The following is a 24,977-nucleotide window of genomic DNA, read 5'->3' on the forward strand; positions in this document are numbered from 1 at the left end:
CGGGATCGATCCCGGAACTCTGGAATGCCGGGATCGGGGATCAGGTGAGTTTCTTGACGAGGACCTGCGAACGCCGGTCCCAGTTGTATTTGCGCTTGCGTTCCTCGGGCAGCCAGTTCGGATCGACGGGCTGGAAGCCGCGCTTGATGAACCAGTGCATGGTGCGCGTGGTCAGCACGAACACGCTGGTCAGGCCCATGGCCTTGGCGCGCTGCTCGATGCGCTTGAGGATGCGTTCGCCGTCGCCCTGGCCCTGCACGGCGCTGGAGACGGTCAGTGCGGCCATTTCGGCGGTGCGCGCCTCCTGGTACGGATGCAGCGCGGCGCAGCCGAATATCACGCCGTCGTGTTCGATGACGGTATAGGACTCGATGTCGCGCTCGATTTCGCTGCGCTCGCGTTTGACCAGCGTGCCGTCGCGCTCGAACGGTTCGATCAGCGCGATCAGGCTGCCGATATCGTCGTGGGTCGCCTCGCGCAGGCTTTCGAGTTTTTCATCGACCACCATCGTGCCGATGCCGTCGTGGGTATAGACCTCCTGCAGGATCGCGCCGTCAACGGCGAAGGGCAGGATGTGCGAACGCTCGACGCCCGATTCGCAGGCCGTCACGCAGTACTTCAGATAGAAACCGACGTCGGTCGGCTGCGTCGGCGGCGGGAGTTTGGCGATCAGCCGTTTCGCGTCGGCCAGCGCCAGTTCCGTGTCGATCGCGCTTTCCGGATCCTCGGGGTTTTCGCGCACGCCCTCGACCTCGGTCATGAACAGCAGCTTGTCGGCCTGCAGCGCGATCGCGGTTTCGGTCGCGACGTCTTCCATCATCAGATTGAAGGCGTCGCCGGTGGGTGAGAAACCGAAGGGCGACATCAGCACGATCGCGCCGATATCGATGGCGCGCTGGATCGCGGCGGCGTCGACGCGGCGCACGATGCCGGAGTGCTTGAAATCGACGCCGTCGACGATGCCGACCGGCCGCGCGGTCAGGAAATTGCCCGACACCACGCGCACGGTGGAATTGGCCATCGGCGTGTTGGGCAGGCCTTGCGAAAACGCCGCCTCGATTTCGAAGCGCAATTGGCCGGCGGCTTCCTGGGCGCTGTCCAGCGCGATGCCGTCGGTGATGCGCATGCCGTGGCTGTATTGCGGCTGGTGGCCCTTGAGCGCGAGCTGCTCGTTGACCTGCGGGCGGAAACCGTGGACCAGCACGATCTTGATGCCCATCGCATGCATGATGGCCAGATCCTGGACGAAGCTGTTGAGCTTGCCGGCCGCGATCATTTCCCCCGTCATGCCGACGACGAAGGTTTCTCCGCGGTACGCATGGATATATGGGGCCACCGCGCGAAACCACGGCACGAAGGTATGGGGGAAGACCACGCTCATGGGCGCGGATTGTGCAACAGCCTGTCCCCGCAACGCGGCGGCAAGGTCACTTGCGGGACGCTGTGCGGCGGCGGAGCATGGCGCCTCCGCAACACCCCCCGGAGCGAGACATGGAAGTCTTCAAGACGCATGGTGCCTTCAGCTGGTCGGAACTGATGACGACCGACCCGGAGAAGGCCACCGAGTTCTACGGCAAGCTGTTCGGCTGGAAGGTCGAGGTCATGCCGATGCCGGGCGGTCCGGCCGACGCGCCGCCCTATCACGTGATCAAGACCCGCGGGGCGGACGACGCCATCGGCGGCATGATGGCCTGCCCGCAGCAGGGCATGCCGCCCGCGTGGGGGATCTACGTCACGGTGGACAACGTCGACGAGACGGTGGCCCAGGCCAAGGCGATGGGTGGCAAGGTCCTGATGGAGATCATGGAAGTGCCCACCGTGGGGCGGATGGCGACCCTTCAGGACCCCCAGGGGGCAGTGATCAACGTCATCACGTACGCCGAAATGCCGGACGAGAAGAAGTGACCCGGCAGTGACCTTGACCTGACGTCCGGCCCCTTGTCGCGGGGCGCGAGATAATCCGCGCCCCGTGAGTCAAGACACCAAAGCCCCCGCCCCGCCACCGCCGCGACCGCCGCGTCCTCCTGGACAGCCGGGTGCCCCGCGTCCGCCGCGTCCACCGCGTCCACCGCGTCCACCGCGTCCACCGCGCCAGGCCGGGCCTCGCCGCCCGCCGGCGCCCGCCACCCCGATCCCGCCGATCGAGTTCCCCGAATCGCTGCCGGTCTCCGGCCGTCGCGAGGAGATCATGCGGGCCATGGCCGAGCACCAGGTGGTGATCGTCTGCGGCGAGACCGGCTCCGGCAAGACGACGCAGCTGCCCAAGATCGCCCTGGCCATGGGCCGGGGCCGCGGCAACGGCGGCGGCCTGATCGGCCACACGCAACCGCGCCGCATCGCGGCGTCCAGCGTCGCCAAGCGCATCGCCGAGGAGCTCAAGTCGCCGCTGGGCGACGTCGTCGGCTACAAGGTCCGCTTCCAGGACCGGCTGCAGCCGGGCGCCTCGGTCAAGCTGATGACGGACGGCATCCTGCTGGCCGAGACCCAGACCGATCCGCTGCTCAGCGCCTACGACACGCTGATCATCGACGAGGCGCACGAACGCAGCCTCAACATCGATTTCCTGCTCGGCTACCTGCGCGAGATCCTGCCGCGCCGGCCCGACCTGAAGGTCGTCGTGACCTCGGCGACCATCGACGCGGACCGCTTCGCGCAGCACTTCGCCTCGGCGAAGGGCCCGGCGCCGGTGCTGATGGTCTCGGGACGCCTGTTCCCCGTCGAACAGCTCTACCGCCCCTTCGAGGAATCGCGCGAGTACGACGTCAACGACGCCATCTGCGACGCGGTCGACGAGCTCTGGCGCCAGGGGCGCGGCGACGTGCTGGTCTTCCTGCCCGGCGAGCGCGAGATCCGCGAGGCCGCCGAGGCGCTGCGCAAGCACCACCCGCCCGGCGTGGAGGTGCTGCCGTTGTTCGCGCGCCTGTCCGAGCAGGAGCAGAACCGCGTCTTCCAGCCGCACGGCCAGCCGCGCATCGTGCTGGCGACCAACGTCGCCGAGACCTCGTTGACGGTGCCCGGCATCCGCTACGTGATCGACCCCGGCCTGGCGCGCGTCAAGCGCTACAGCTACCGCAACAAGGTCGAGCAGCTGCAGATCGAGAACATCAGCCAGGCGGCGGCCAACCAGCGCGCCGGCCGTTGCGGCCGCGTCAGCAACGGCACCTGCATCCGGCTGTACGACGAGAAGGACTACCTCTCGCGGCCGCGCTTCACCGATCCCGAGATCCTGCGCAGCTCGCTCGCCGGCGTGATCCTGCGGATGAAGGCGCTGCACCTGGGGCAGGTCGAGGACTTCCCCTTCATCGAGCCGCCGCCGCGCAAGGCCGTGGCCGACGGCTACCAGCTGCTCAACGAGCTGGGCGCCGTCGATGAGCGCAACGAGCTCACGCCGATGGGCCACGAACTGTCCAAGCTGCCACTGGACCCGCGCGTCGGCCGCATGATCCTGGAGGCGCGCCAGCGCGACGCGCTCAGCGAGGTGCTGGTCATCGCCAGCGCGCTGTCCGGCCAGGACGTGCGCGACCGGCCGATGGAGCAGCAACAGCAGGCCGACGAGAAGCACAAGAAGTTCGACGACGAGAAGTCGGAGTTCATGGGCTACCTGAAGCTGTGGAAGTGGCTCGGTGAATCGCGCGGTGGGGGACCTGTTGACCCCCAGACGGCCGCTGCGCAGCCGTCGCCCCCCGAGGGGGCCGCGGCGCCTAGGGGCGGCCCGGCGGCGCCGCGCGAGCACAAGCTCTCCAACCGCAAGCAGGAACAGCTGCTGCGCGACAACTTCGTCAACCCGCGCCGGGTGCGCGAGTGGCGCGACATCTACTCGCAGCTGCACACGGTGATCGCCGAGCACGGCTGGCGCCTGAACGGCGCGCCGGCGACCTACGAGCAGGTCCACCTGTCGATGCTGGCCGGCCTGCTGGGCAACATCGGCGTCAAGGCCGATGACGACGACTGGTACCTGGGCGCGCGCGGCATCAAGTTCTGGCGCCATCCGGGCGCGCACCTGAGCAAGAAGCCGGGCCGCTGGATCGTCGCGGCGGAGCTGGTCGACACGACGCGGCTGTTCGGCCGCGGCATCGCGGCGATCGAGCCGCAGTGGCTGCCCGGCATCGCCGGCCACCTGATCAAGACCCAGCTGCTGGAGCCGCACTGGGAGAAGAAGGCCGCCGAGGTCGTCGCGCTGGAACGCGCGACGCTCTACGGCATCGTGCTCTACAACAACAAGCGGGTGAACTTCGGCCGCGTCGACGCCGTCGCCGCGCGCGAGATCTTCATCCGCGAGGCGCTGGTCAACGGCGACTGGGAGACGCGGCTGCCCTTCCTGGCGCACAACCAGAAGCAGATCGCCAAGGTCGAGGAGCTCGAGCACAAGTCGCGCCGGCAGGACGTGCTGGTCGACGACGAGCTGATCTACGCCTTCTACGACCAGCAACTGCCGGCGGACGTGTACTCCGGCGCGACGCTGGAGAAGTGGTTCCGCGAGGCCAGCAAGGCCGACCCGAAGCTGCTGCAGCTCAGCCGCGACGAGCTGATGCGGCACGAGGCCGCCGGCGTCACGAGCAACGCCTTCCCGAAGACGATCCGCCTGGGCGGCGTCGACTGCACGGCGACCTACCTGCATCAACCCGGCGACGCGCGCGACGGCCTGACGGTGACCGTGCCGATCTACGCGCTGAACCAGGTCCACGACGAGCGCGTCGACTGGCTCGTGCCCGGGATGCTCGAGGCCAAGGTCACGGCGCTGCTCAAGAGCCTGCACCAGAAGCCGCGCGCGCGGCTGACGCCGCTGCCCGAGTTCGTCGCCGAGTTCGTCGAGCTCCACCCCTTCGCGCAGGGCGGTCTGGTCGACGTGCTGCTCAAGGCGGTGAAGGAGCGCTCGCAGGTCGCCGTGCAGCGCAACGACTTCAAGCTGGAGCAGTTGCCCGCCCACCTGTTCATGAACATCCGCGTCGTCGACGAGCACGGCCGGCAACTGGGCCAGGGCCGCAACCTCGCGACCCTGAAGGCGGAACTCGGCACGCAGGCGCGCTCCGCCTTCCAGGCCCTGGCCGCGCTGAAGCTGCAAGGCTCCGACGACGCGCCGACCCCGCATGGTTCAGACGCCTCCCGCCATCGGCAAAGCTCGGACGCCACCCCCCATCGGTCAGGCCCGGACGCTTCCCGCGATCGGCCAGGCTCGGACGACTCCCTCTCCCGCTCGCGGGAGAGGGCAGGGGTGAGGGCTGCGGTCGACGAAGGACGGCCGACCTCCAGCGACGGCAAGCCCTCCCGCGGCATCAAGGCGACCGTGACGCCGCCCTCCAAACCCGCGAGCGACGCCGCCAGGGCCTACACCGCCTGGACCTTCGGCGAGCTCCCTGAGCTCATGGAGATCAAACGCGGCCCGCAGACCCTGATCGGTTTCCCTGCGCTGATCGACAAGGGCCAGCACGTCGAGATCGAGGTCTTCGACGAGCCCGAGCTCGCCGCCGCCAAGCACCGCGCCGGCCTGCGCCGCCTGATCGCGCTGCAGCTCAAGGAGCCGCTGAAGTACCTCGAGAAGAACATCCCCGACCTCACCCAGATGTCGGTCGCCTACATGAGCCTGGGGACTGCCGAGGAACTGCGCGACCAGATCATCGCCGTCGCGCTGGAGCGCGCCTTCCTGGCCGATCCGCTGCCGGTGGACGAGTTCAGCTTCAAGACCCGCCTCGAGGAAGGCCGCGCCCGCCTCAACCTGATCGCGCAGGAAGTGGCCCGCCTCGCCTTCAACGTCCTGATCGAATACCAGGCCGCCCTGCGCAAGCTCAAGGACGCCCGCACGGCACCCAAGGACGTCATCGAAGACCTGCAGGCGCAGCTGCAGCGACTCATGCCCAAACGCTTCGTCCTGCAGACCCCGTGGAGCCAGCTGCAGCACTACCCCCGCTACCTGAAGGCGATCACGCTGCGTCTGGACAAGCTGCGCGCGGACGCGCCGCGCGACGCCAAGCTGATGTCGGAACTCCGTCCGCTGGAGCAGCGCTGGTCGCGCCGGGTGGCCGATCTCAAGGGCACGACCGACGCGCGGGTCGATGATTTCCGCTGGCAGCTCGAGGAACTGCGGGTGAGCCTTTTCGCACAGGAACTGAGAACGCCCCAGCCGGTCAGCGTCAAGCGCCTGGAAAAGGTCTGGGCGCAGTTACAGAACTGAGCGGAGAATCCCCCTCAGTTCTTCAGGCGAGGACCTCGGGGTTCCGGTCCAATCCAAGCTACAAAAGGTCCGTGGCCCCGCACCGGCGGGAGTCGCACATCGCTCGTGTCTGACAACACCACAACATCCTCCGCCGCCCCGATGCGGCGTTTCGGCCGCTTCGAGTTGCGAGCGCTCCTGCACAAGAGCCTGCGCTCGATGCTGTGGGTCGTCTTCGACCCGCAGAGCGGCCAGGAGATGTACCTGATGATGCCGCGCGAGAAGCCCAACAGCGAGGCGGCGATGCTGCACTGGCTGAAGACGGTCGACGGCGCGTCGCGCATCCATCACCCCAACCTGGCCCACGTCATCGAGACCGGCCGCGTCGATCCCTGGCCTTACGTCGCCTACGACCGCGCGCTGGGCGAGACGCTGGAGGAACGCCTGTCCCGCGGCGCGCCGCCGCTGCCGCTGGACGCCGCCGGCTGGGCCGCGCAGGCGCTCGAAGGCCTGGCCTTCGCGCACGAGGCGGGCCACGCCCACCGCGACATCCAGCTCGCCCACATCGTCGTCGACGGCGCCAACCACGTGCGCGTGCTGGGGCTCGAGGTCGCCCAGGAGGTCGTGCCGCCGAACGCCGACTTCAACACCGCCACGCGCCGCGCCGCGCGCGAGGCGGCCGAGGAGGACGTCGTCTGCGTCGGGCTGCTGCTGCATCGCCTGCTCAGCGGCAGGCCGGTGCTGGACGAGTCCGACCTGCAGGTCGTGTTGCAGCGCATGCAGCCGCAGGGACACGACCTGGTGCGCCTGGGCTGGGAAACCCCGTATGCGATCCCCGAGCCGCTGCGCGCCATCGTCAACCGCGCCAGCGACCGGCAGACGCGCCAGCGCTACCACCTGGCACGCAGCTTCTGGCGCGCGCTGGACGGCTGGCGGCTATCGGCCGAGCAGGACGACGGCGGCCCCATCGCGCTGCTGAAGGACAAGATGCAGCGCTTCGGCCATCTGCCGAGCACCTCGACCCGGCTGGTGACGACGGTGTCGTCTTCGGCGATGGCGGGGCAGCACGGCAGCCAGCTGGCCTCGATGGCGCTCAAGGACATGGCGCTGGCGCTGGAGCTGATCCGGCGCGTCAACAACGCGCTGCGTCAGCAAGGCCCCACGAGCGGCGGCACGGTGCTCAACCTGCAGCGCGCGATCGCGATGCTGGGCCTGAACGGGCTCGAGGACGCGGCGCGGGCGCTCAAGCCCTGGCCCGGTCCGATGAACGAAGGCCAGGCGCAGTTCATGCAGAGCGTGATGCGCCGCGTGCAGCGCGCCGGCCAGGTGGCGCAGGCGTTGCGGCCGGCCGGTTACGACGGCGAGGTGGTCTACCTCATCTCGCTGATGCAGAACCTGGGGCGCTTGCTGGTGCAGTACCACTTCCCGGACGACGCGCAGCAGATCCGCCAGCTGCAGGTCGCGCCCGAGGCGACCGAGGACAACCCCAATCCGCGCGGCATGAACGAGCAGTCCGCCGCCTACGCGGTGCTGGGCTGCGACCTGGAGAGCCTGGGCCTGGCGGTGGCGAAGTACTGGGGCCTGGGCGACGAGCTGCAGCACATGATGCGCCGCCAGCCGCAGGAGGCGCCGGTGCGCCATGCCGACGGCGACACCGAGCTGCTGCGGCTCACCTGCAGCCTGGCCAATGAGCTGGTGGACGCGCTGGCCGCGCCGGAGCGCAAGCGGCAGGCGGCGATCGAGCTGGCGACGCGCCGGTATGCGCGCGCGCTCGGCCTCGGCCTGCGCGAGATCTACGACGCGCTCGGCACCAGCGGCGCGATCGCCGACGCCGCCGAAAGCGGCCTCGGCGCGATGAGCGACCCGGCCGTCGGCGCGGCCGCGACCGCGGCGCCGCGCTCCCGTCTGCGCGAGCGCGCCGAGTCCGGCGCGCACGCTCCTGCGGCGGCGGCGACAGCGGCGGCAGCCACGGCCACGAACACGCCCGTCAACAACACGAACAGCACCGCCCAGCCAGGATCGCCGACGGGCAGCGCCCCGCCCGGCAGCGCCCAGCCCGGCAAGGACCGCCCATGACCGCCATGCCGCCCGCCGTCGGGCGATTCAAGCCGCTGCGCAGTCTCGGGCAGGGCGCCCAGGCGGTGGTGTGGCTCGCGCATGATCCGCGGCTGGACCGCGAGGTCGCGCTGAAGGTGCTGACCCAGGCGGTGGATCGCGCCAGCGTCGACGCCTGGCTGCACGAGGCGCGCGCGGTCAGCCGGTTGACGCATCCGAACATCGTGCCGGTCTTCGAGGCCGACATCGAGGCCGGCCAGGCCTACATGGTCTTCGAGTACGTGCCCGGCGGCACGCTCACCGAGCGGCTGCGCCAGCGCGGCCGGCTGCCGGCGCGCGAAGCGGTCGCGCTGATGCTGGGCATCCTCGACGGGCTGCACGCGGCGCATCAGGCGGGCGTCGTGCACCGCGACCTGAAGCCGTCCAACATCCTGCTCGACTCGGCGGGTCGGCCCAAGGTGATGGACTTCGGCATCGCGGGCCGCATCCAGCAGGGCGCGGCCGGGGCCGCCAGCGCGGCGGTCCGCCCCAATCGCATCGTCGGCACGCCGGGCTACATCTCGCCCGAGGCCGCCAGGGGCGACGCCGCCTCGCCGGTGATGGACGTGTTCGCCGCCGCGGTGATGCTCAGCGAGATGCTGTCGGGCCAGCGGCTCAACTACGACGCCGATCCGTGGCGCGCGGTGCGTCGCGCGATGGAGCAGACGCTGGACCCGCCGGCCGACCTGGGCCCCGACAGCGACGACGCCTTGCGCGCGGTGCTCCTGCGCGGCCTGTCGCGCGAGTCCGCGCAGCGCTGGGCCGACGCCAAGGCCTTCCACGACGCGCTGGCGGCCTGGCTGCATCCGGCCAGCGAGGCGCCCGAGGCGGGCGAGGGCGGCAACGCCACGCTGGAGTTCCTGCTGCGCCGCATGCGGCACCGCAGCGACTTCCCGGCGATGGCCGACTCGGTGACGCGCATCCAGCGCATGACGCAGTCGGAGAACGAGAGCCTCACCACGCTGTCCAACGAGATCCTCAAGGACGTGGCGCTGACCAACAAGCTGCTGCGGCTGGTCAACACGGTGCAGTTCAGCCATGCGGGCGGCGGGCACATCAGCACGGTGTCGCGCGCGGTGGCGCTGGTGGGCTTCGGCGGCATCCGCAACCTGGCCCTGTCGCTGGTGCTGCTGGAGCGCATGGAGAACAAGGGCCACGCGCAGCGGCTGAAGGAGGAGTTCCTGCGCGCGCTGATGGCGGGCTCGCTGGCGCGCGAACTGTGCCTGGTGCCGCGCGAGAACGAGGAGTCCTTCCTCGCCACGATGTTCCAGGGGCTGGGCCGGCTGCTGGCCGAGTTCTACCTGCCCGAGGAGGCGCAGCAGGTGCGCCGCGTCGTGCGGCCCGAGCGCGGCATGGGCGAGCAGGCGGCGCCGCCGCTGAGCGAGGCCGCCGCGTCGGCGCAGGTGCTCGGGCTGAGCTACGAGAGCCTCGGCCTGGGCGTGGCGCGGCAGTGGGGCTTCCCGGACAGCCTGCAGCGCAGCATGCAGCGGCCTGACGGCGACGCGCCGACGCGGCTGGTGGAGCATTCCACCGACCGCATGCGCTGGCTGGGCCGCGCGAGCAACGACGTCGCGGACGTCATCCTGAACAGCGATCCGGCCGAGGCGCATGCCAAGGTGCGGGCGATGGCGCAGCGCTACGCGCGCGCGCTGGGCGTCGAGGCCAAGGCCTTCGAGGCGGCGGCGGACCAGGCGCGGCAACGCCTGACGCAGCTGGCGCAGGCGATGGACATCAAGCTCACGAAGAACTCGCCGGCGCAGCGCCTGCTGGCGCCGCTGACGCCGTCGGCGGAGGACACGCTGTCGCCGCACCAGCTGCAGGCCACGATGGTGGACGGACAGGCGCCGGCCGGCGTGATCCCGCCCGAGCAGGCCGCCGCGACGCTGGCCGCGGGCATCCAGGACATCACCAACGCGATGGTCGAGAGCTTCAAGCTCAACGAGATCCTGCGGATGATCCTGGAGACCATGTACCGCGGACTGGGGTTCCGCCGGGTGATCTTCTGCCTGCGCGATCCCAAGACCGAGACGCTCACCGGCCGCTTCGGCCTGGGCGACGGCGTGGAGGCGGTGGTGCCGCTGTTCCGCGTGTCCCTGCGGGTGATGCCGGGCCTGCCGGCGGACCTCTTCACGGCGATCTGCACGAAGGGCGTCGACACGCTGATCGCCGACGCCTCGCAGCCCAAGATCGCGGAGCGCCTGCCGCCGTGGTTCCTCAGCGGGGCCAAGGCGCACAGCTTCCTGATCCTGCCGATGGCGCTGCGCGGCGCGCCGTTCGCGATGATCTACGCGGACAAGGCGCAGCCGGGCAGCGTCGTGCTCGACGAGAAGCAGCTGTCGCTGCTGCGCACGCTGCGCAACCAGGCCGTGATGGCCTTCAAGCAGGCGAGCTGAGCCGCACCGCGCCGTCAAGTCCCCCACCCGGGAGGGCGAGAACAAGAGGCCACAGCGCTCGCCAGAATTCGCCCAAAGGGGCGTTTGCCGCCCAAATTGGGCGATGGATTCCTGGATCGTCAAAAAGTGCCGCCTGAAGCGTCGGGGCGGCCATCAGACTCCGCCCCCGCCGGATAGACACATTCGGCAACAGAAGTTTGCAATCCAGGAAACAGAGATGAAGTTTGAAGTCTTCAAGGGCGTGTGGGCGCTCCCGTTGGTCGCGGCGCTGACCGCTTGCGGTGGCGGCGGCAGCGACGACGCCACGGTCAACACCAACCAGGGCAACAACACGGGCGGCGGCGCCACGACCACCACCACGCCGCCGGCTGCGTTCGTGAAGGGCGCGCGTCCTCGCGCGTTCGTGATGGCCGCCGGCCTGCAGTTCAACGGTGTGGTGGACGCGGTGTCGCAGCAAGCGGCGGGCGGCATGGTCACCATCGGCAGCTACGCGATGACGGGCAGCAACCCGGTCGACGTGGCCGGCGACGCCAGCTTCGCGATGGGCCGCTGGATGCGCGGCACGGTCACCACGCCGACCCGCATCGACACGCTGTCGGACGGCAACGCGTACCACTACGTCGTGTACAACCAGCTGGCGAGCTTCGGCGCGAACGGCACCTACGCCTGCGAGGCGGGCGTCTTCACGACGCCGACCAAGATCAACAGCACCGCGGTGATCGCTTTCGGTCGCACCATCGGCACGGCGACGCTCAACGTGTCCAACCTGGGCGCCTCGGTCGCGGCCGAGATCCAGACGGATGCCGGCATCGACTCGGTCAAGCAATCGCTGAGCGGCCTCGTGACCACGCCGGCCACCATCCTCGTGAGCAACCGCTACCTCAACAACGAGACCGGGGCGCAGATCACGGTGGTTGACGGCGGCGCGTCGAACAAGCTGCGCATCGTCCTCGGTCACCAGACCAAGGTGAACGGCACCGACTACCGCGGCGTGGGCACCTTCCTCTGCACGATGCATTGATCGCCTCGCAGCGGGATCGGAACGCCTTCTGGGGCGCCCGATCCCCCGCGCAGTGCAGGACGCCGGCCTCGAGCCGGCGTCGTCGTTTCCGGACTCAGCGCCGCGGGCCGTAATGGCCCGGGATCCAGCGGCGACCGCCGCCGCGGTTGTCCCAGTAGCCATCGATCCAGATGGTGCCGCTGACGACCGGGCCGCCGTCCGAGTAGCCGGCGCCGTAGCCGCCACCGCCACCGCCGCCGTAGCCGCGGTCGTAGCCGTGATAACGATGGGCGGGGATCACGACGCAGCCGGTCAATGTCGCGACCAGCGGAGCCGCGACCAGCGCGAGCAGCAGGGGACGAAGCGTTCGCATGTGGGACCTCCAGGAAGGGGACTGCATGCGTCAGACAACGCGGTCCCGGAGGTCGCCGATGACCGGTCGCGCCGCACATTACGCGGCGGACACGGAGTAACGGGCGGCGAGCCGGACTCCGAACGGGCCGGCAGGCCCGACCTCCCGGTCGAGCCCAAGCCCGATCAGTACGGGCCGTTCGACAGCCAGTGTTCGAGTTGCGGCAGCCGATCGTTGCCCCAGAAGCGTTCGCCTTCGACGATGAAGAACGGCGAGCCGAACACGCCGCGGGCTTCCGCGAGGTCGATCTCGGCCTTCAGGCGGGCGCGCGCGGCCGTGTCGTTGGCGATGGCCTGGAGCTGGTCGGGCGAGACGTGCTGGGTGGCGCAGAGGTCCTGCAGCACCTCGCCCTGGGCGATGTTGCGGTCGTCGACGAAGTAGGCCTTGTAGACGGCCTGCGCGAACTTGCGGCCCTGATCGGGGTCGCGGTCGTTGAACCAATGGAACAGGCGAGCAGCCATCTCGGTGTGCAGGCCCAGCGAGGTCGGCGTGTTGTACGGCACTTTCATGAAGGCGGCGAGCCGGGTGACGTCGCGGCGGACGTAGTCGCTGCGCATCACGCTGTTGGGCACGCGGATGCGTTCGAGCGACTGGAAGTTGGCGTCCAGCACGATGGCATGCCAGTTGACGGTGCGGCCGTACCTGGCCGCGAGCTCGTCGATGCTCTGCGCGGCGATGTAGCCGTAGGGCGAAGCGAAGTCGAAATAGAAGTCGATCGGTGCGGACATGCGGGCTCCTGACAAGGCGCGCGGATTGTAGGCATAGACTCCCCCGATGCTCACCGTCCACCACCTCAACAACTCCCGCTCGCAGCGGGTCCTGTGGCTGCTTGAAGAACTCGGGCTCCCGTACGAGATCAAGCATTACCAGCGCGACCCGAAGACGATGCTCGCGCCGCCAGAGCTGCGCGCCGTGCACCCGCTCGGCAAGTCTCCTGTGATCAGTGACGACGGGCTCGTCATCGCCGAATCCGGCGCGATCCTGGAGTACCTCGTCGACCGCTACGGCGAGGGCCGGTTCAAGCCCGCCGTCGGCACGCCCGACGCGCTGCGCTACCGCTACTGGATGCACTACGCTGAAGGCTCGGCCATGCCGCCGCTGCTGCTCAAGCTGGTCTTCGACCGCATCGAGCGCGCGCCCGTGCCGTTCTTCGTGAAGCCGATCGCCAAGGGCATCGCCGCGAAGGCCAAGGCGACCTTCGTGCAGCCGCAGATCGACAACCACATGAACTACCTGGAAGGCGAGCTCGGCAAGAGCCCGTGGTTCGCGGGGCAGGAGTTCAGCGCGGCGGACGTGCAGATGAGCTTCCCGCTCGAAGCTGCCGTACAGCGCGGCGGCGCCGCGGCGCGTCAGCCGCGCATCACCGAGTTCCTGCAGCGCATCCACGCGCGGCCTGCTTACCAGCGGGCGCTGGAACGCGGCGGACCCTACGCGCTCGCGCCGTCGAAGTGAGTGGTTCGGCGCACGAGGTCCGTGCGCCCGCAATTAACCCTGCTTCGCCAGGAACGCCGCCACCAACGCATTCGCATGCCCGTGGCCCATCGCGTGGTCCGTCTTCAGCAGCGCGACCAGCTCCATGTGTTTCATCGGTCCCGCGGCCTTCAGCACGCCCATCCAATGATCGATGGGCTGGCCGTACTTCTTCTCGATGGACGGGAAGTACGACGCGGGTCCTTTGACTTTCTCTTCGGTGGTCATGAATCGCTCCTGGTTGGCTGGTGATCATCGGGTCAGTGCTTGACCTCATCCTCACGACGATCGACCCGCGCCGTTTTCGACACGGCCCTCTGCATCAGCGGGGCAACTGATCAGCCGATCAACTGATCAACTGATCAACTGATCAACTGACCAGCGACCACAGCAAGGCTGCATTCGCGCCGGTCACCAGCACAAAGAGCCCCCAACTCAGCACCCGCACCACCGGCCCGTTGGCGAACTCGCCCATCACCGCGCGGTCGCTCGTCAGCCGGATCAACGGCCACATCGCGAAGGGCAGTTGCAGGCTGAGCACCACCTGGCTCGCCACCAGCAGCTGTCCGACCGCCGCCTCGCCGAACCACCACAGGCCGATGAACGCCGGCACCAGCGCCAGGAACCGCGTCGCCAGCCGACGCTGCCAGCACGGGATCTTCAGCCGCAGGAAGCCCTCCATCAAGACCTGACCCGCGATCGTGCCGGTGAAGGTCGAGCTCTGGCCCGCCGCCAGCAGCGCCACGCCGAACAGCACCGACGCGATGGAGCCGCCCACCAGTGGATCCAGCAGGTGGTACGCGTCCTGGATCTCCGTCACCTCGGTGTGCCCGTGCGCGTGGAAGGCCGTCGCGGCCAGGATCAGGATCGCGGCGTTCACCATCAGGGCCAGCGTGAGCGACACCAGCGTGTCGATGGTCGACAGCTTGATCGCGTCGCGCTTGGCCGACGCCGTGCTCCCCACGCGTCGCGTCTGCACGATCGACGAATGAAGGTAGAGGTTGTGCGGCATCACCGTCGCCCCCAGGATGCCGATGGCCAGCAGCAGCGCCTTCGGGTCCTGCACCGCGACGCCGTTGGGCACGAAGCCCTGCGCCACCGCCGCCCAGTCCGGTCCGATCAGGAACAGCTGCACCGCGTAGCAGATGCCGATCGTCATCACCAGACCGAGGATGATCGCCTCCACCTGCCGGAAGCCCCGGCCCTTGAGCCCGAGCACGATCAGCGTGTCCAGCGCCGCGATGCCGACGCCTGCCAGCAGCGACATCCCGAAGAGCAGGTGCAGCGCCAGCGCCGTGCCCAGCACCTCGGCGACGTCACAGGCGACGATGGCGAGCTCGGCCATCACCCACAGCGGCAGGCGCACCGCGGGCCGGTAGCGCTCGCGGCAAGCCTGCGCGAGGTCCAGCCCCGACACCAGCCCCAGCCGCAGCGACAAGGTCTGCAGCAGCATCGCCGCCAGGCTGGACGCCAGCACCACCCACAGCAGCGCATGGCCGAAGCGGGAGCCGGCCTCGATGTCCGTGGCCCAGTTGCCCGGGTCCATGTAGCCGACCGAGACCAGCAGCCCCGGCCCCGCGACGCGCAGCAGCCGCTTCCACAGCGGCGCGCCCTCGCGCAGATCGATGGAGCCGTGGACCTCGGAGGGGCAGAACGGGGCGGTGGCGGTGGTGGGCAGGCCGAGCATGGGGCGCATTCTCTTCGGAGTCGGCGATGGCGGTGGCGGTGGCGGTGGCGGCGTGGCCGCTATAGTCCCGCCTCCTTCGCCGTCCTCCGATTTCCCGTCCTGTTCCGTCGCGATTCATGCCCCTGGCCGACATCCGCGCGGCGATCGATGCCGAGCTGGCCGCGACGCCCGAGTTCTACGATTTCCGCGTGCTGCGCAGCACGGCCGACGGCGCGCTCTGGCGCGTGACGCTCGAGCCCGACTACGTGTACGCCGAGGGCCAGCGGCCAGGGCAGGCGTCCGCGCACACGCTGCTCGACGAGCGCCTTGAGGGCGCGTCCGCCTGGTGGGGCGCGCCGGTCAAGGGATCGGCGAGCGTGCGCGCCGTCGTCGTCGAGGACGACCAGCTCGTGCTGCAGAACGCGAGCGCGCCGCCGCCGGGCGAGGGTCATCTGTTGCGCATCTATCCGCCGAGATTCCTCAATGCGGTCGCCGACGCATGGCGCGACGACACCTGGGCGCATCGCGGCGCCGGCTGCTGGCCGGGGCTCTCGACGTCGAGACCCAGGGCCGACGCGCCGTCGCTCGACGGCTCGCCGTTCCGCTGGCTGCGGCCGGCGCAGCGCGAGGCGTTGAAGCTCGTCGGCTTCCACGATGCCTTCCTGTGGGGACCGCCGGGCACCGGCAAGACGACCACCTTGGGCGTGATGCTCGCCGAGTACCTCGACCGCCGCCCCATGGCGCGGGTGCTGTTGCTCTCGACGACCAACCACGCCGTCGACCTCGCGACGATCGCCGTCGACAAGGCGTTGCAGAAGGGACGACGCGAGCACCTCCGTTCAGCGGTGCAGCGGCTCGGTTCGCGCTTCGATGCCGAGGCCTACGCGGGTCGCGGGCATCTGATCCCGCCGTCGGGCACACCGTCGCCGCAGGTGCTGACGCAATGCCGGCTCGCCACGATGACGACGACACGCGCCGCCTTCACGCTGAAGACGCTGCGCGAGCTCTCCTCCGATGGGGAGCCGCCGTTCGACCTCGTCGTCTTCGACGAAGCCAGCCAGGTGAGCCTGGCTCACGCGCTGGCGCTGATGCCGCTGGGCCGGGCGCGGCTCTTCGCCGGCGATCCGCAGCAGCTCTCGCCGGTGTTGCGCAGCGAGGACCGCCTCGCGCGCCACTGGCTGGGACGCTCGCCGTTCGCGGCGATGCCGCGGGGCGGGCAAGGCGATCAGCGGGGGGCAGCCGATCGGAGCGGGCAGGGCGGTGCCGCAGTGGCGATGCTCGACGAACAGTCCCGCATGGCCGCGCCGATCGGGGCGCTCGTCAGCGACCTGTTCTACGACGGCGCGCTGCGCGTCGCCGCGGATGCGCTGGCATCGGAAGCGTGGCATCAGGCGCGCGCCCGCGCGCTCGGCGACATCCCGGCGGACGTTCACGTGAAGGTGCACCGCATCACGCGCGAGGGCTTCTGGTCCGCGAAGGACCGGGGCCCGATCCGGCGCGAGTCCGCCGATGCCATCGCGGGCCTGATCGCGCAGGCGCTGGCCAGCGGCGATTGGGCGCCGCACGAGTTCATCGTGCTGACGCCGTTCCGCGCGCAGCGGGCGCTGATGCGGCAGCGGCTGGACGCGCTCGGCGTCGATGACGGCGTCAAGGTCAGCACCGTCCACCGCGCGCAGGGCAGCGAGGCGCCGGTCGTGTTCTTCGACCCCGCCGACGGCACGCAGCCCTTCCTGAAGACGGAGGAAGCGCGCCGGCTGCTCAACGTCGCGCTGAGCCGCGCGCAGGCGAAGGTGGTGATCTGCCTCTCGTCGGCGGACCTGACCAACGAGGTGCTCGCGCCCATCGTCCATCGGATGCGCCTGGCCGGCGATCCCCGCGAGGCCGTGGCGCTGCTGACGCTGGCGAAGGCGCCGGACTTCCCGTTCAACACGCGCGGGCTGCGCGTGGCGGCGGGGCGGCTCGTCGGCGAGGTCGACCGCATTGCGCCGGACGGCGCGCGGTTCTGGATCATCAACGAGAAGAGCGGCAACGAGGTCGTGATCGACGCCGAGTTCTGGCGAAGGAAGTAGGCGCTGGAAAGGGCTATCCCCGCTCAGCGCGGCCTCGCCGCAGTGCTGGCGGACGCGGGGAATGTGCGCCGCAAATGCAAACGCCCCGCGGAGCGGGGCGTTTTTGGGCGAGGGCGGAGCCGCGGGGCGCCGCCGTTCAGCCTGCGATCAGACCGGCACGCGGCGCAGCATTTCCACGCCGACGTCGCCGTTGGCGACTTCGCGCAGCGCGGTCACGCCGGGCTTGTTCTTGGACTCCAGCTTCGGCGCGTGGCCTTGGCTCAGCATGCGGGCGCGGTAGGTCGCGGCAAGCACCAGCTGGAAGCGGTTCGGGATCTTGGTCAGGCAGTCTTCGACAGTGATGCGGGCCATGCTGGTTCCTGGGGAGTCGGGGTTATTCGGTAACGTCGTCGATGAGGTCGAGCGCGCGGAAGACGGTCGACCGGTTGCGGCGTTGGGTCGCGTATTTTAGCCGCTGCGCCTGGACAATCGACTTCAGGTCGAAAATCGCGGTCTCGAACACGGCATTGATGACCACGAAATCGAAGTGTTTCGCCTGCGCGACCTCCTCGCGGGCCGTCTTCATCCGCTTGGCGATCACCTCGACCGCGGTGTCGCCGCGGCGGATCAGGCGCTGCTTCAGCTCCTCCCAGCTCGGCGGCAGGATGAAGATCAGCACCGCGTGCGGGAACAGCTGCTTGATCTGCAGCGCGCCCTGGTAGTCGATCTCCAGCACGACGTCCTCGCCATGCGCGAGCCGGGCCTCGATCGCGGCGCGCGAGGTGCCGTACAGGTTGTCGTGGACATGCGCCCATTCGAAGAACTCGCCGCGGTCGATCATCCCGCGGAACTCGTCCACCGAGACGAACAGGTATTCGCGTCCGTGCTGCTCCTGGCCGCGGGGATCGCGCGACGTGTGGGAGACGGAGACGCTCAGCTTGGCGTCAAGCTCCAGCAGCGCCTTGACGAGGCTGGATTTGCCCGCGCCGCTCGGCGCGGCGACGACGAAGAGATTGCCCGGATATTCCATCCCGGGATTTTAGGGGATGCGGGTCACGGTCCGCCCGGCGGGCCCGTGCCGACCGGTGCGGAGGCCGGCGCCGAGGCCGGCGTCGTGGGGGCCGTCGAGCCCGCCGATGCCGTCGATGCTGCCGATGCTGCCGATGTCGGCGCCGCCGCGACGCCGCCGCCGCCCGTCGCCGCGACTCCGCCCCCCAACGCCGATAGCGCCGCCAGCAGGGCCTGCGGATCCAGCGGCTGGCCCGCCTGCTGCTGACGCATCAGCGGCTCCAGCCAGGGGCGCCAGTCGGCCGGCGGTCCGTCCGACGGGGCGTCCATCGGAGCGTCTGACCGCGGACCCGACCGAGGATCCGACCGAGCGCCCGACAGATCGCCCGTCAGCGCCTCCAGGTCGTGGCGCAGCGACGCCAAGATCCGCGCCGCCTCGTCGCCCCGCAGGGCCGGGGTGCCGACCGCCTCGGCCATGCCGTCCATCAACTGCTGGATCGTGGCCAGCGCCTCGCGACGGTCAGGGGACGCGTCCGTCCGGCCGCCGCGCAGGGGCGCGTCGGCGTCGAACAGGGCCGCGCCGAGGTCCGCCCCGTCGAAGCGGGCGCCGTCGAGCATGGCCCCGCGGAAATCGGCCCCGTGCAGCCGCGCACCGCTGAAGTCGGCGCCCCGGCAGTCGGCGCCGCGGAAGTCCGCGTCCGCCAGTCGCGAGTCCGTCAGCCGGGCGCCGGACAGATCCGCCCCGCGCAGGCACACGCCGTCGCCCTGCGCGCCGTCCAGTCGCGCACGACGCAGGATGGCGCGCTCGAAGGTGGTCTCGGACAGGCGCGCGCGCTGCAGGCTGGCATCGGAGAAATCGACACCGGCGGCGCTGCCGTCCTCCAGCCTGGCCTCGTCGAAACAGGCACGGCGCGCGTCCGCGCCGTCCAGGGTGCAGCCGCGCAGCGCCGCGCCGCCGAAGTCGCTGCCCGCCAGCGAGGCGCGCGTCAGCACGCAGGCGCCCAGACGCGCCCGGCGCAGTCGAGCGCCGTCCAGCCGTGCGCATGCCAGCGCCAGGCGATCGCCCGCCAGGCCGTCGAGTTCGGCGCCCGAAAGATCGGCGCCGGACAGGTCCAGGCCTTGCACCCGGCGCCCCGGGCCGCGAGCCTGCATCAACAGCGTGCGCGCATCCATCGCAGTTCCTTTTGCTTCAGCCGGGTCGGGCGAGTCGGTCGGTGCAGCCAGGTCAGCCAATTCGGCCAGGTCAGCCGGCCCGGCCGCCGCCCAGCAGCGCCAGCACCTCGGCCAGCCCGTCGTGCATCTCCACGCGCGCCCAGTCGGCCGGCGTGAAGCCCTGGTCGTCCTTGAGGCCGGGATCCGCGCCCAGCGACATCAGCAGGCTGACGATGGGCACGCTGATCATGCGCCCTTCGTGCACGGCGTAATGCAGCGGTGTGCGGCCGTAGCAGCCGCGCGCATCGAGGTCCGGGCCGAAGGACACGAGCTGGCCGACGATCTCCAGCTGCTTCTGCCAGCACGCGACGTGCAGCGGCTGGTCGCCGTCGGCGCTGCGGGCGGCGACCAGCGCGGGACTGTCGCTCAAGGCCCGCGCGACGCCGTCCGCGTCTCCGCGGACGATCAGGTCGGAGAGCGCTTCGGGCGTGACGGGCGGCGTGGGTGTCATCGGGCCTCCGGATGCCGTCATGGCGGATTGGGCACGTTCACCGGGCCGATCGGCGGGTTGAAGCGCGTGGCGCCCGCCGAGCGGTAGAGGATGGTGTACAGCGCGGCCGAAGGCCGCAACTCGGTCGGTGCATCGTAGTCCAGCCCGATGTGCACGCAGACGTCGCAGTTGCGCCGGTGCAGGCTCGCCGCCACCGAGTCCAGCGAGCGCATCGCGCCGCGGTTGAAGCTCAGGTGCTGCGGGAACAGGTTGCCGTCGGGCCCGTTGAAGTCGGCGGTGCCTCCGAAACGGTTGGCGATGACGTGACCGGCGTCGTCCTCGGGCTCGCCGATCATGCGCACCCACAGGCGCGACGCGGGCGTCGTGTCCTGGCCGGCCGGCGTCGCCACGCCCGCGTCCATGCGGAAGGCCGCCGCGCCCACCGTCGTCTGCCCCGCGACGGGCGCGCGCTGCGCGTGCCAGCGGGCGTTGCCGCCCGGCGCCAGGCCCAGCATCGACTGGCACAGGTCGGCGTTCTGCGGGCCGTCGTCGTCCGGCTTGGGTTTTGGCTTGGGCTGGGGCTTGGTGCCCGGGCCCGGCGTGGGCGTGGGCGTGGGCGTGGGCGAAGAACCCGGCGACGGCTTCGGCTTGGGGCCGGCGCGCGGGTCCGGCGCGGGCCGGGGATCCGGCTCCGGTTGCGGGCTCGGCAGAGGCAGGGGCGTAGGCCGGGGCGTCGGCGTCGGGCCGGGGGCGGGCTGGGGCGTCGGCCGCGGTCCGGGTGTGGTGCCAGGTGTGGTGCCAGGTGTTGTTCCAGGCGTGGTGCCAGGCCTGGTGCCAGGTGTTGTGCCGGGTGTTGTGCCGGGCGCGGTCTCCGGGATCTCGACGGGGGCGACCTCGGGCGCGGGCGGCGCGACCGGGTCCACGACGGGCTCGACGGTGCCTGGCCGCAGCTCGATCACCGGCGCCACTTCGCCCGCCGGCTGCGCGGACGCCTGCGGCCGCAAGCCCGGCGAGGGCCGCGCCGGCGCGGGCTGGGCGTTGACGTCGACCGCCGCGCCGCCCTCGAACGAGCCCATGTCGCCGGCCTGCAGGCGGCCGCCGCCGCGTCCGCCACCGCGAGGGCCGCTCCCCGGCATGTCGGCCGGATAGCTGTTGTCGTTGGCCGGCGGGCCGCCGGGGAGCTCCAGGTCCGCGTTGTCGTTGGCGGGACGTCCGCCGGGCAATTCGAACTCGCCGCTCTCGCGCGATGGCGCGCCGCCGGGGACCTCGAATTCGCCGCTCTCCCGCGCGGGCCCGCCGCCGGGCACCTCGACGTTGTCGTTGGCGGGCTGGCCGCCCGCGATCTCGGTCGGGACCTCGCCCGGGGGCGCGGCCTCCTGCGACGGCACCGCCGCCCGGCCGGCGGCGACCCGATGCGCCAGGCCGAAGGTGAGGGCGGTGACCAGCAGCGTCAATCCGAGCTGGCCGAACGAGAAATGCTCGAACGAACCGCCCGAGTGCACCAGTTGCACCGCGGTGTTGAGTCCGCCGGCCACCAGCAACTGCGCGCCGAGCTGCGCCGCGACCGACAGGCCCTTGGTCGCCAGCCCCGCGGCCGCGCCGAGGCCGCCGCCGATCGCGCCGGTGATCGCGCCCTCGATGGCCGCATCCAGCGCGCGATCGGCCGACACGGCGCGGTTGCTCCACAGGTCGCCGGCCACCGACAGCAGCGCCGAGGTCACCGCGCCCACCGCCGCGCCGATCGCCATGCCGACCGCGATGGTCGCGATCGGGCCCAGCGCCATGCCGGCGGTCAGCACGGTGACCGCGATGACGATGACGATGACCAGGATCACCAGCAGCGCCGCGACGATCATCTTCCAGGCCGGGGGCTCGTGCGAGGCGGCCTCGTCGGCCTTGCGCGTGATCTCGCATTCGAGGCCCTGGCGGCTCTGGCGGAGGTTGCCGTCCAGGTCCGCGTGGGCCTGGGTCAGCGTCTGCGCGGCCGCGCCCAGGATGGCCGCCACGCCCTGCTGCATGCCGGTGGCGACCTGCGCCAGCGCGGCGCTGCCGGCGGCGGCGCTCTGCGTCATCTGCGAGCTGAAGGACGCGCGCTGCGACGCGAAGTTGTCCGTGCCCGCCAAGGTGCTCATCGAGGCGGTGAAGGCGCCGGCCGCCGCGCCGGCCTGCTCGTCGTTGGCCTGCGAGACGCCGTCGAGCGCGGACAGCCCCTGCTGCAGCGCGCCTGCCATCTGCGCTTCGGCGGCCGAGGCGCTGCCGCCCGCGCTGCCGGTGAGCGTCGAGATCGCGGCGTCGATGTGCTGCGCCACCTGGCCGAGCGCGGCGTCGAGCAGGTCGGGGTCGGGCGGCGCGCTGGCGGCGCATTGCGCCTGCGCGGCGGCCAGGGACGAGCGCGCGCCGTCGACGGCGCCGGCCACCGCTTCCTGCACCGCCGCCGCCGAGGCGTGGGCGAGTTGCTCCTGCACCAGCTGCTGCAGATAGCCGGTGTCGTTGGCGGCCTGGCGCTGGTCGTGTTCCTGCTGGTCGAACTGCCGCAGCGAGGCGTGCAGCGACTGGTCGATCGACCCCAGCAAGCTCGCGAGCGTGCTGCCGGACTGCGCCACGGCGGCCTCGCGGGCGCTCTCCACCGCGCCGATCAGGGCGGCGAGTTGCGTGTCCAGCGTGTTGCGCGCCTCCGCGGCCGAGGCGATCACGGCGCAGCGATCGCCCTTGCGGCCGGCGCGGGCGATCTCGCGGGCGCGCTTGTTCGCCGACTCCACCATGCGGTCGTGGAAGCCCGAGCCGACCGAGCGCGCCGCCTCGGCCTGCGCGTGGGCGCGGCGCTGGGACAGGTCGCCGTCCCAGAACCCGTTCTCGGTGCAGGTGGCGAAGCCTTCGTAGGTGCCGGCGAAACCGTCGGCGACGCTGGTGCATTCGCCGCCGATCTGCTCGCCGAGCGCCTCGAGGTCGCCGCGGCCTTCGCCGTACACCTGGTCGACCTGGTCGAGCCCGGCAGTCTCCAGGCCGTCGATCTGGCCCATGGCATCGGCGTGCGCGGCGGTGAGCGCCTCCAGGGCGCCGCTGGCCTGCTGGATCGCGTCGGAGACGAAGGCGGCGTGCTGGCCGCGGACGGCGGAGCGCGCCATCGTCGCGTCGCCGCGCGCCTGGCCGCGTGCCTGGTCGAGGCGTGCGGTGATCGCGGACTTCTGCAGTTCGATCGAGCCCGCGAGCTGGGACTTGGCCGACTCGGCCGCCGCGCCGAGCTGGTCGGGAACGGCCTGCGAGGCCATGGCGGCCGCGCTGTCCAGCCGGTCCGCGGCCGTGCCGAAGAAATCGTCGGCTCGTTGCGTGGCGGTATCTCGCAGGGTGGCGACCTCGCCACTTTCGCCCGGGGTCTCTGCGAAACGCGTGCCGGCGCGCAGCGCCCCCGTGCCTGCCGCGCTCGAGGCCAGATGCGCGCGCGACGCGGCGTACTGCGCGACCGCGCCGGCGCGTTGGCCCTCGGCGGCGCTCACGACGCCGTCCATCGGCGAACCGATGGACATCGGGGCGCCGCCGGCGTCACCGCCACCGCCACTGGCTGCCGATGTTGCTCCCGCGCCGCCAGGTCCCGTTGAAGCGGATCCGGCCTCCGTCCCGGCCGGACCGCCTTCGGAGGTCGACGCGGCGCCGCCGCTCGAAGTGCTGCCGGCGCCGGCGTCGGCAGGGCCCATGGATGTTGCGCCGCCACCGCCACCGCCTCCGCTCCCGCCACCACCGCCACCGCCACTACCACCTCCACTCCCCGAAGGGCCGGCTGCAGCGCCGCCGCCCGACCCACCGCCGTCCTGCGCCGGACAGTCATCGGGTTCGGGCGCGTCTTCCTCTCCCGCGTCGCTGGTGGTCTCTTCCACGGGACCGGGCGGCGGGTTCGGCGGCTGTTCCTCGGGCTCCTCGGCGGGCTGCTCCGACGGTGCGTCGTAGCAGGCGGGCGAACCGCCGCCGCTGCAACTGCCCGTCGCGCTCTCGCCGCCGCCCGCCTCGGCGCCACCGCCTGCCGATCCACCACCGCCGCCGCCGCCAGCGCCCCCATCCGGGGCTGTCTCTGCGCCGGCCCCGCCGCCATCGCCGCCGTCCCCGCCGCCGTCAGCTTCGGCATCGGACGCGCCGCCTTCCGCATCAGGCGCGGCCTCGGGCGCGTCGGCCTGGTCACCGCCACCGCCACCATCACCACTTCCACCACCACCGCTCGCGGCCTCGTCGCTCGACGGCGGCGACTCGAAGAGACGCGTCGCGTTCACTTCGAGGTCCATCTGGACCGCGTCGTCGTCTTCCTCGTGCTCACCCGGTTCCTGATGGCCGGTGTCAACGCCCGACTTGCCCGCGCACTTGGGGCAGGTGCCGCCGCAAGCGCACTTGTGCTGCAGCGCGGGCCCCGCGTCGGCCTCGGGCGAGTCGTCCAGCAGGTCTTCGGCGGAGGCGCCCCCCACCACGCGATCGGCCACCGCGTCCGCCTGACGCTCGTATCGATCGCCCGGGCGGCCGACGCCGTCCTTGAGTCGCACGCCGCGCCGCTGCTGCACCGTGTGCGCGGCCTCGTGCGCGGCCAGGTGCAGGTCGGGCTCATCGCGGAAAGCGACCCGGCGCCCCAGCGTGTAGGCGCGCGCGCCCATCTGCCGCGCCGCCGCGGCCGCGGGACCGCCGACTTCGCTGCGGACGTCCGAGATGTCATGCCGCCCGAACGCAGCCTGGATCCGCGCCGCGCCCGGCAGCGGACGGTCGGCCTGCGCGACACCGACTGCGGCGCTGCGATGCATCGCAGCGGCACCGCCGGCCGTGGCAGCACTACCTGCGCTCCGACCTGCGTCGCCACCGCCACCGCCACCGCCACCGCTGTCCTGCTGCACGGGTTCGTCTTCGAGGCGCTTCTGCTCCTCGCATTGCGTGCACTCGCGCTGCAGGCCGAGATGAGGCGGAACGCCGGGCGACGTGGCGATGTCCGCGTCGTCCTGGTCCGGGGCGGACGTGGCCGCGGCGGCGCGCGGGCGATCGGCCTCGGGGCGTCGGGCGAGCGCGCGGGCGGTCATGGTCGGTCCTGGTCGATCCTGGACGGTCGTGGTCGCCGTGGCCGGTCGTCG

At 71.2% G+C, this 24,977-nt stretch carries 17 protein-coding genes; 7 read left to right on the forward strand and 10 right to left on the reverse strand.

Annotation, left to right across the window (positions count from 1 at the left end; all coding sequences use genetic code 11):
• Nucleotides 1–40 precede the first annotated feature (40 nt).
• Nucleotides 41–1,381 carry an amino-acid N-acetyltransferase gene (gene argA, locus AC07O8_RS08120; protein WP_495047512.1) on the reverse strand — a complete coding sequence of 447 codons (1,341 nt, stop codon included), beginning with the start codon at nucleotides 1,379–1,381 and terminating at the stop codon, nucleotides 41–43.
• Between the two features lie 110 nt (nucleotides 1,382–1,491).
• Here argA and AC07O8_RS08125 point away from each other — a divergent pair, with 110 nt between their 5' ends.
• The 5 genes from AC07O8_RS08125 (at nucleotide 1,492) to AC07O8_RS08145 (ending at nucleotide 11,656) form a co-directional block, all read left to right on the forward strand.
• Nucleotides 1,492–1,905: a VOC family protein gene (locus AC07O8_RS08125; RefSeq protein ID WP_495047513.1), complete on the forward strand. Its 414-nt coding sequence runs from the start codon at nucleotides 1,492–1,494 to the stop codon at nucleotides 1,903–1,905.
• A 64-nt stretch (nucleotides 1,906–1,969) separates the two neighbouring features.
• Complete coding sequence (gene hrpA / locus AC07O8_RS08130) at nucleotides 1,970–6,169, forward strand: ATP-dependent RNA helicase HrpA (RefSeq protein ID WP_495047514.1); 4,200 nt, start codon at nucleotides 1,970–1,972, stop codon at nucleotides 6,167–6,169.
• 105 nt (nucleotides 6,170–6,274) lie between these two features.
• The gene (locus tag AC07O8_RS08135; RefSeq protein ID WP_495047515.1) at nucleotides 6,275–8,224 is read left to right on the forward strand and encodes an HDOD domain-containing protein; all 1,950 of its coding nucleotides are present in this window, start codon (nucleotides 6,275–6,277) and stop codon (nucleotides 8,222–8,224) included.
• The gene (locus AC07O8_RS08140; protein ID WP_495047516.1) at nucleotides 8,221–10,635 is read left to right on the forward strand and encodes a protein kinase domain-containing protein; all 2,415 of its coding nucleotides are present in this window, start codon (nucleotides 8,221–8,223) and stop codon (nucleotides 10,633–10,635) included. Before AC07O8_RS08135 ends, AC07O8_RS08140 begins: the two co-directional genes overlap by 4 nt.
• A 217-nt stretch (nucleotides 10,636–10,852) precedes the next feature.
• Nucleotides 10,853–11,656, forward strand: a complete 804-nt coding sequence (locus AC07O8_RS08145) for a hypothetical protein (RefSeq protein ID WP_495047517.1) — start codon at nucleotides 10,853–10,855, stop codon at nucleotides 11,654–11,656.
• 94 nt (nucleotides 11,657–11,750) lie between these two features.
• Here AC07O8_RS08145 and AC07O8_RS08150 read toward each other — a convergent pair whose 3' ends face one another.
• Together AC07O8_RS08150 and AC07O8_RS08155 are read right to left on the reverse strand one after the other, a co-directional pair.
• Nucleotides 11,751–12,008 (reverse strand): hypothetical protein, encoded by a 258-nt coding sequence (locus AC07O8_RS08150; protein WP_495047518.1) that lies wholly within the window; start codon nucleotides 12,006–12,008, stop codon nucleotides 11,751–11,753.
• A 164-nt stretch (nucleotides 12,009–12,172) separates the two neighbouring features.
• On the reverse strand, nucleotides 12,173–12,775 hold the full coding sequence (locus tag AC07O8_RS08155; protein WP_495047519.1) for a 2-hydroxychromene-2-carboxylate isomerase: 603 nt from the start codon (nucleotides 12,773–12,775) through the stop codon (nucleotides 12,173–12,175).
• A 46-nt stretch (nucleotides 12,776–12,821) separates the two neighbouring features.
• Between AC07O8_RS08155 and AC07O8_RS08160 the strand changes: the two genes are divergently transcribed.
• Nucleotides 12,822–13,499: a glutathione S-transferase family protein gene (locus tag AC07O8_RS08160; RefSeq protein WP_495047520.1), complete on the forward strand. Its 678-nt coding sequence runs from the start codon at nucleotides 12,822–12,824 to the stop codon at nucleotides 13,497–13,499.
• 33 nt (nucleotides 13,500–13,532) lie between these two features.
• On the opposite strand, the gene AC07O8_RS08165 is transcribed toward AC07O8_RS08160, so the two are convergent.
• Nucleotides 13,533–13,745, reverse strand: a complete 213-nt coding sequence (locus AC07O8_RS08165) for a DUF4287 domain-containing protein (protein WP_495047521.1) — start codon at nucleotides 13,743–13,745, stop codon at nucleotides 13,533–13,535.
• A 142-nt stretch (nucleotides 13,746–13,887) separates the two neighbouring features.
• A complete protein-coding gene (locus tag AC07O8_RS08170) occupies nucleotides 13,888–15,204 on the reverse strand; it encodes an Nramp family divalent metal transporter (protein WP_495047522.1) in 1,317 nt (438 codons plus the stop codon).
• A gap of 116 nt (nucleotides 15,205–15,320) precedes the next feature.
• On the opposite strand from AC07O8_RS08170, the gene AC07O8_RS08175 reads away from it, so the two are divergent.
• On the forward strand, nucleotides 15,321–17,252 hold the full coding sequence (locus tag AC07O8_RS08175) for a DEAD/DEAH box helicase (RefSeq protein ID WP_495047523.1): 1,932 nt from the start codon (nucleotides 15,321–15,323) through the stop codon (nucleotides 17,250–17,252).
• A gap of 147 nt (nucleotides 17,253–17,399) precedes the next feature.
• Here the strand turns inward: AC07O8_RS08175 and rpoZ are convergent, their stop codons facing one another.
• The 5 genes from rpoZ to AC07O8_RS08200 form a co-directional block, all read right to left on the reverse strand.
• The gene (gene rpoZ, locus AC07O8_RS08180; RefSeq protein WP_058936171.1) at nucleotides 17,400–17,603 is read right to left on the reverse strand and encodes a DNA-directed RNA polymerase subunit omega; all 204 of its coding nucleotides are present in this window, start codon (nucleotides 17,601–17,603) and stop codon (nucleotides 17,400–17,402) included.
• A 22-nt stretch (nucleotides 17,604–17,625) separates the two neighbouring features.
• Nucleotides 17,626–18,261, reverse strand: a complete 636-nt coding sequence (gene gmk / locus AC07O8_RS08185) for a guanylate kinase (protein ID WP_495047524.1) — start codon at nucleotides 18,259–18,261, stop codon at nucleotides 17,626–17,628.
• Between the two features lie 23 nt (nucleotides 18,262–18,284).
• Entirely contained in the window at nucleotides 18,285–19,412 is a 1,128-nt protein-coding gene (locus AC07O8_RS08190) for a pentapeptide repeat-containing protein (RefSeq protein ID WP_495047525.1), read from the reverse strand.
• A gap of 70 nt (nucleotides 19,413–19,482) precedes the next feature.
• Nucleotides 19,483–19,902 (reverse strand): ankyrin repeat domain-containing protein, encoded by a 420-nt coding sequence (locus AC07O8_RS08195; RefSeq protein ID WP_495047526.1) that lies wholly within the window; start codon nucleotides 19,900–19,902, stop codon nucleotides 19,483–19,485.
• Between the two features lie 17 nt (nucleotides 19,903–19,919).
• Nucleotides 19,920–24,926 (reverse strand): eCIS core domain-containing protein, encoded by a 5,007-nt coding sequence (locus AC07O8_RS08200; RefSeq protein ID WP_495047527.1) that lies wholly within the window; start codon nucleotides 24,924–24,926, stop codon nucleotides 19,920–19,922.
• Nucleotides 24,927–24,977 lie beyond the last annotated feature (51 nt).

Source organism: Roseateles sp. GW821-FHT09G09 (genome assembly GCF_059415965.1).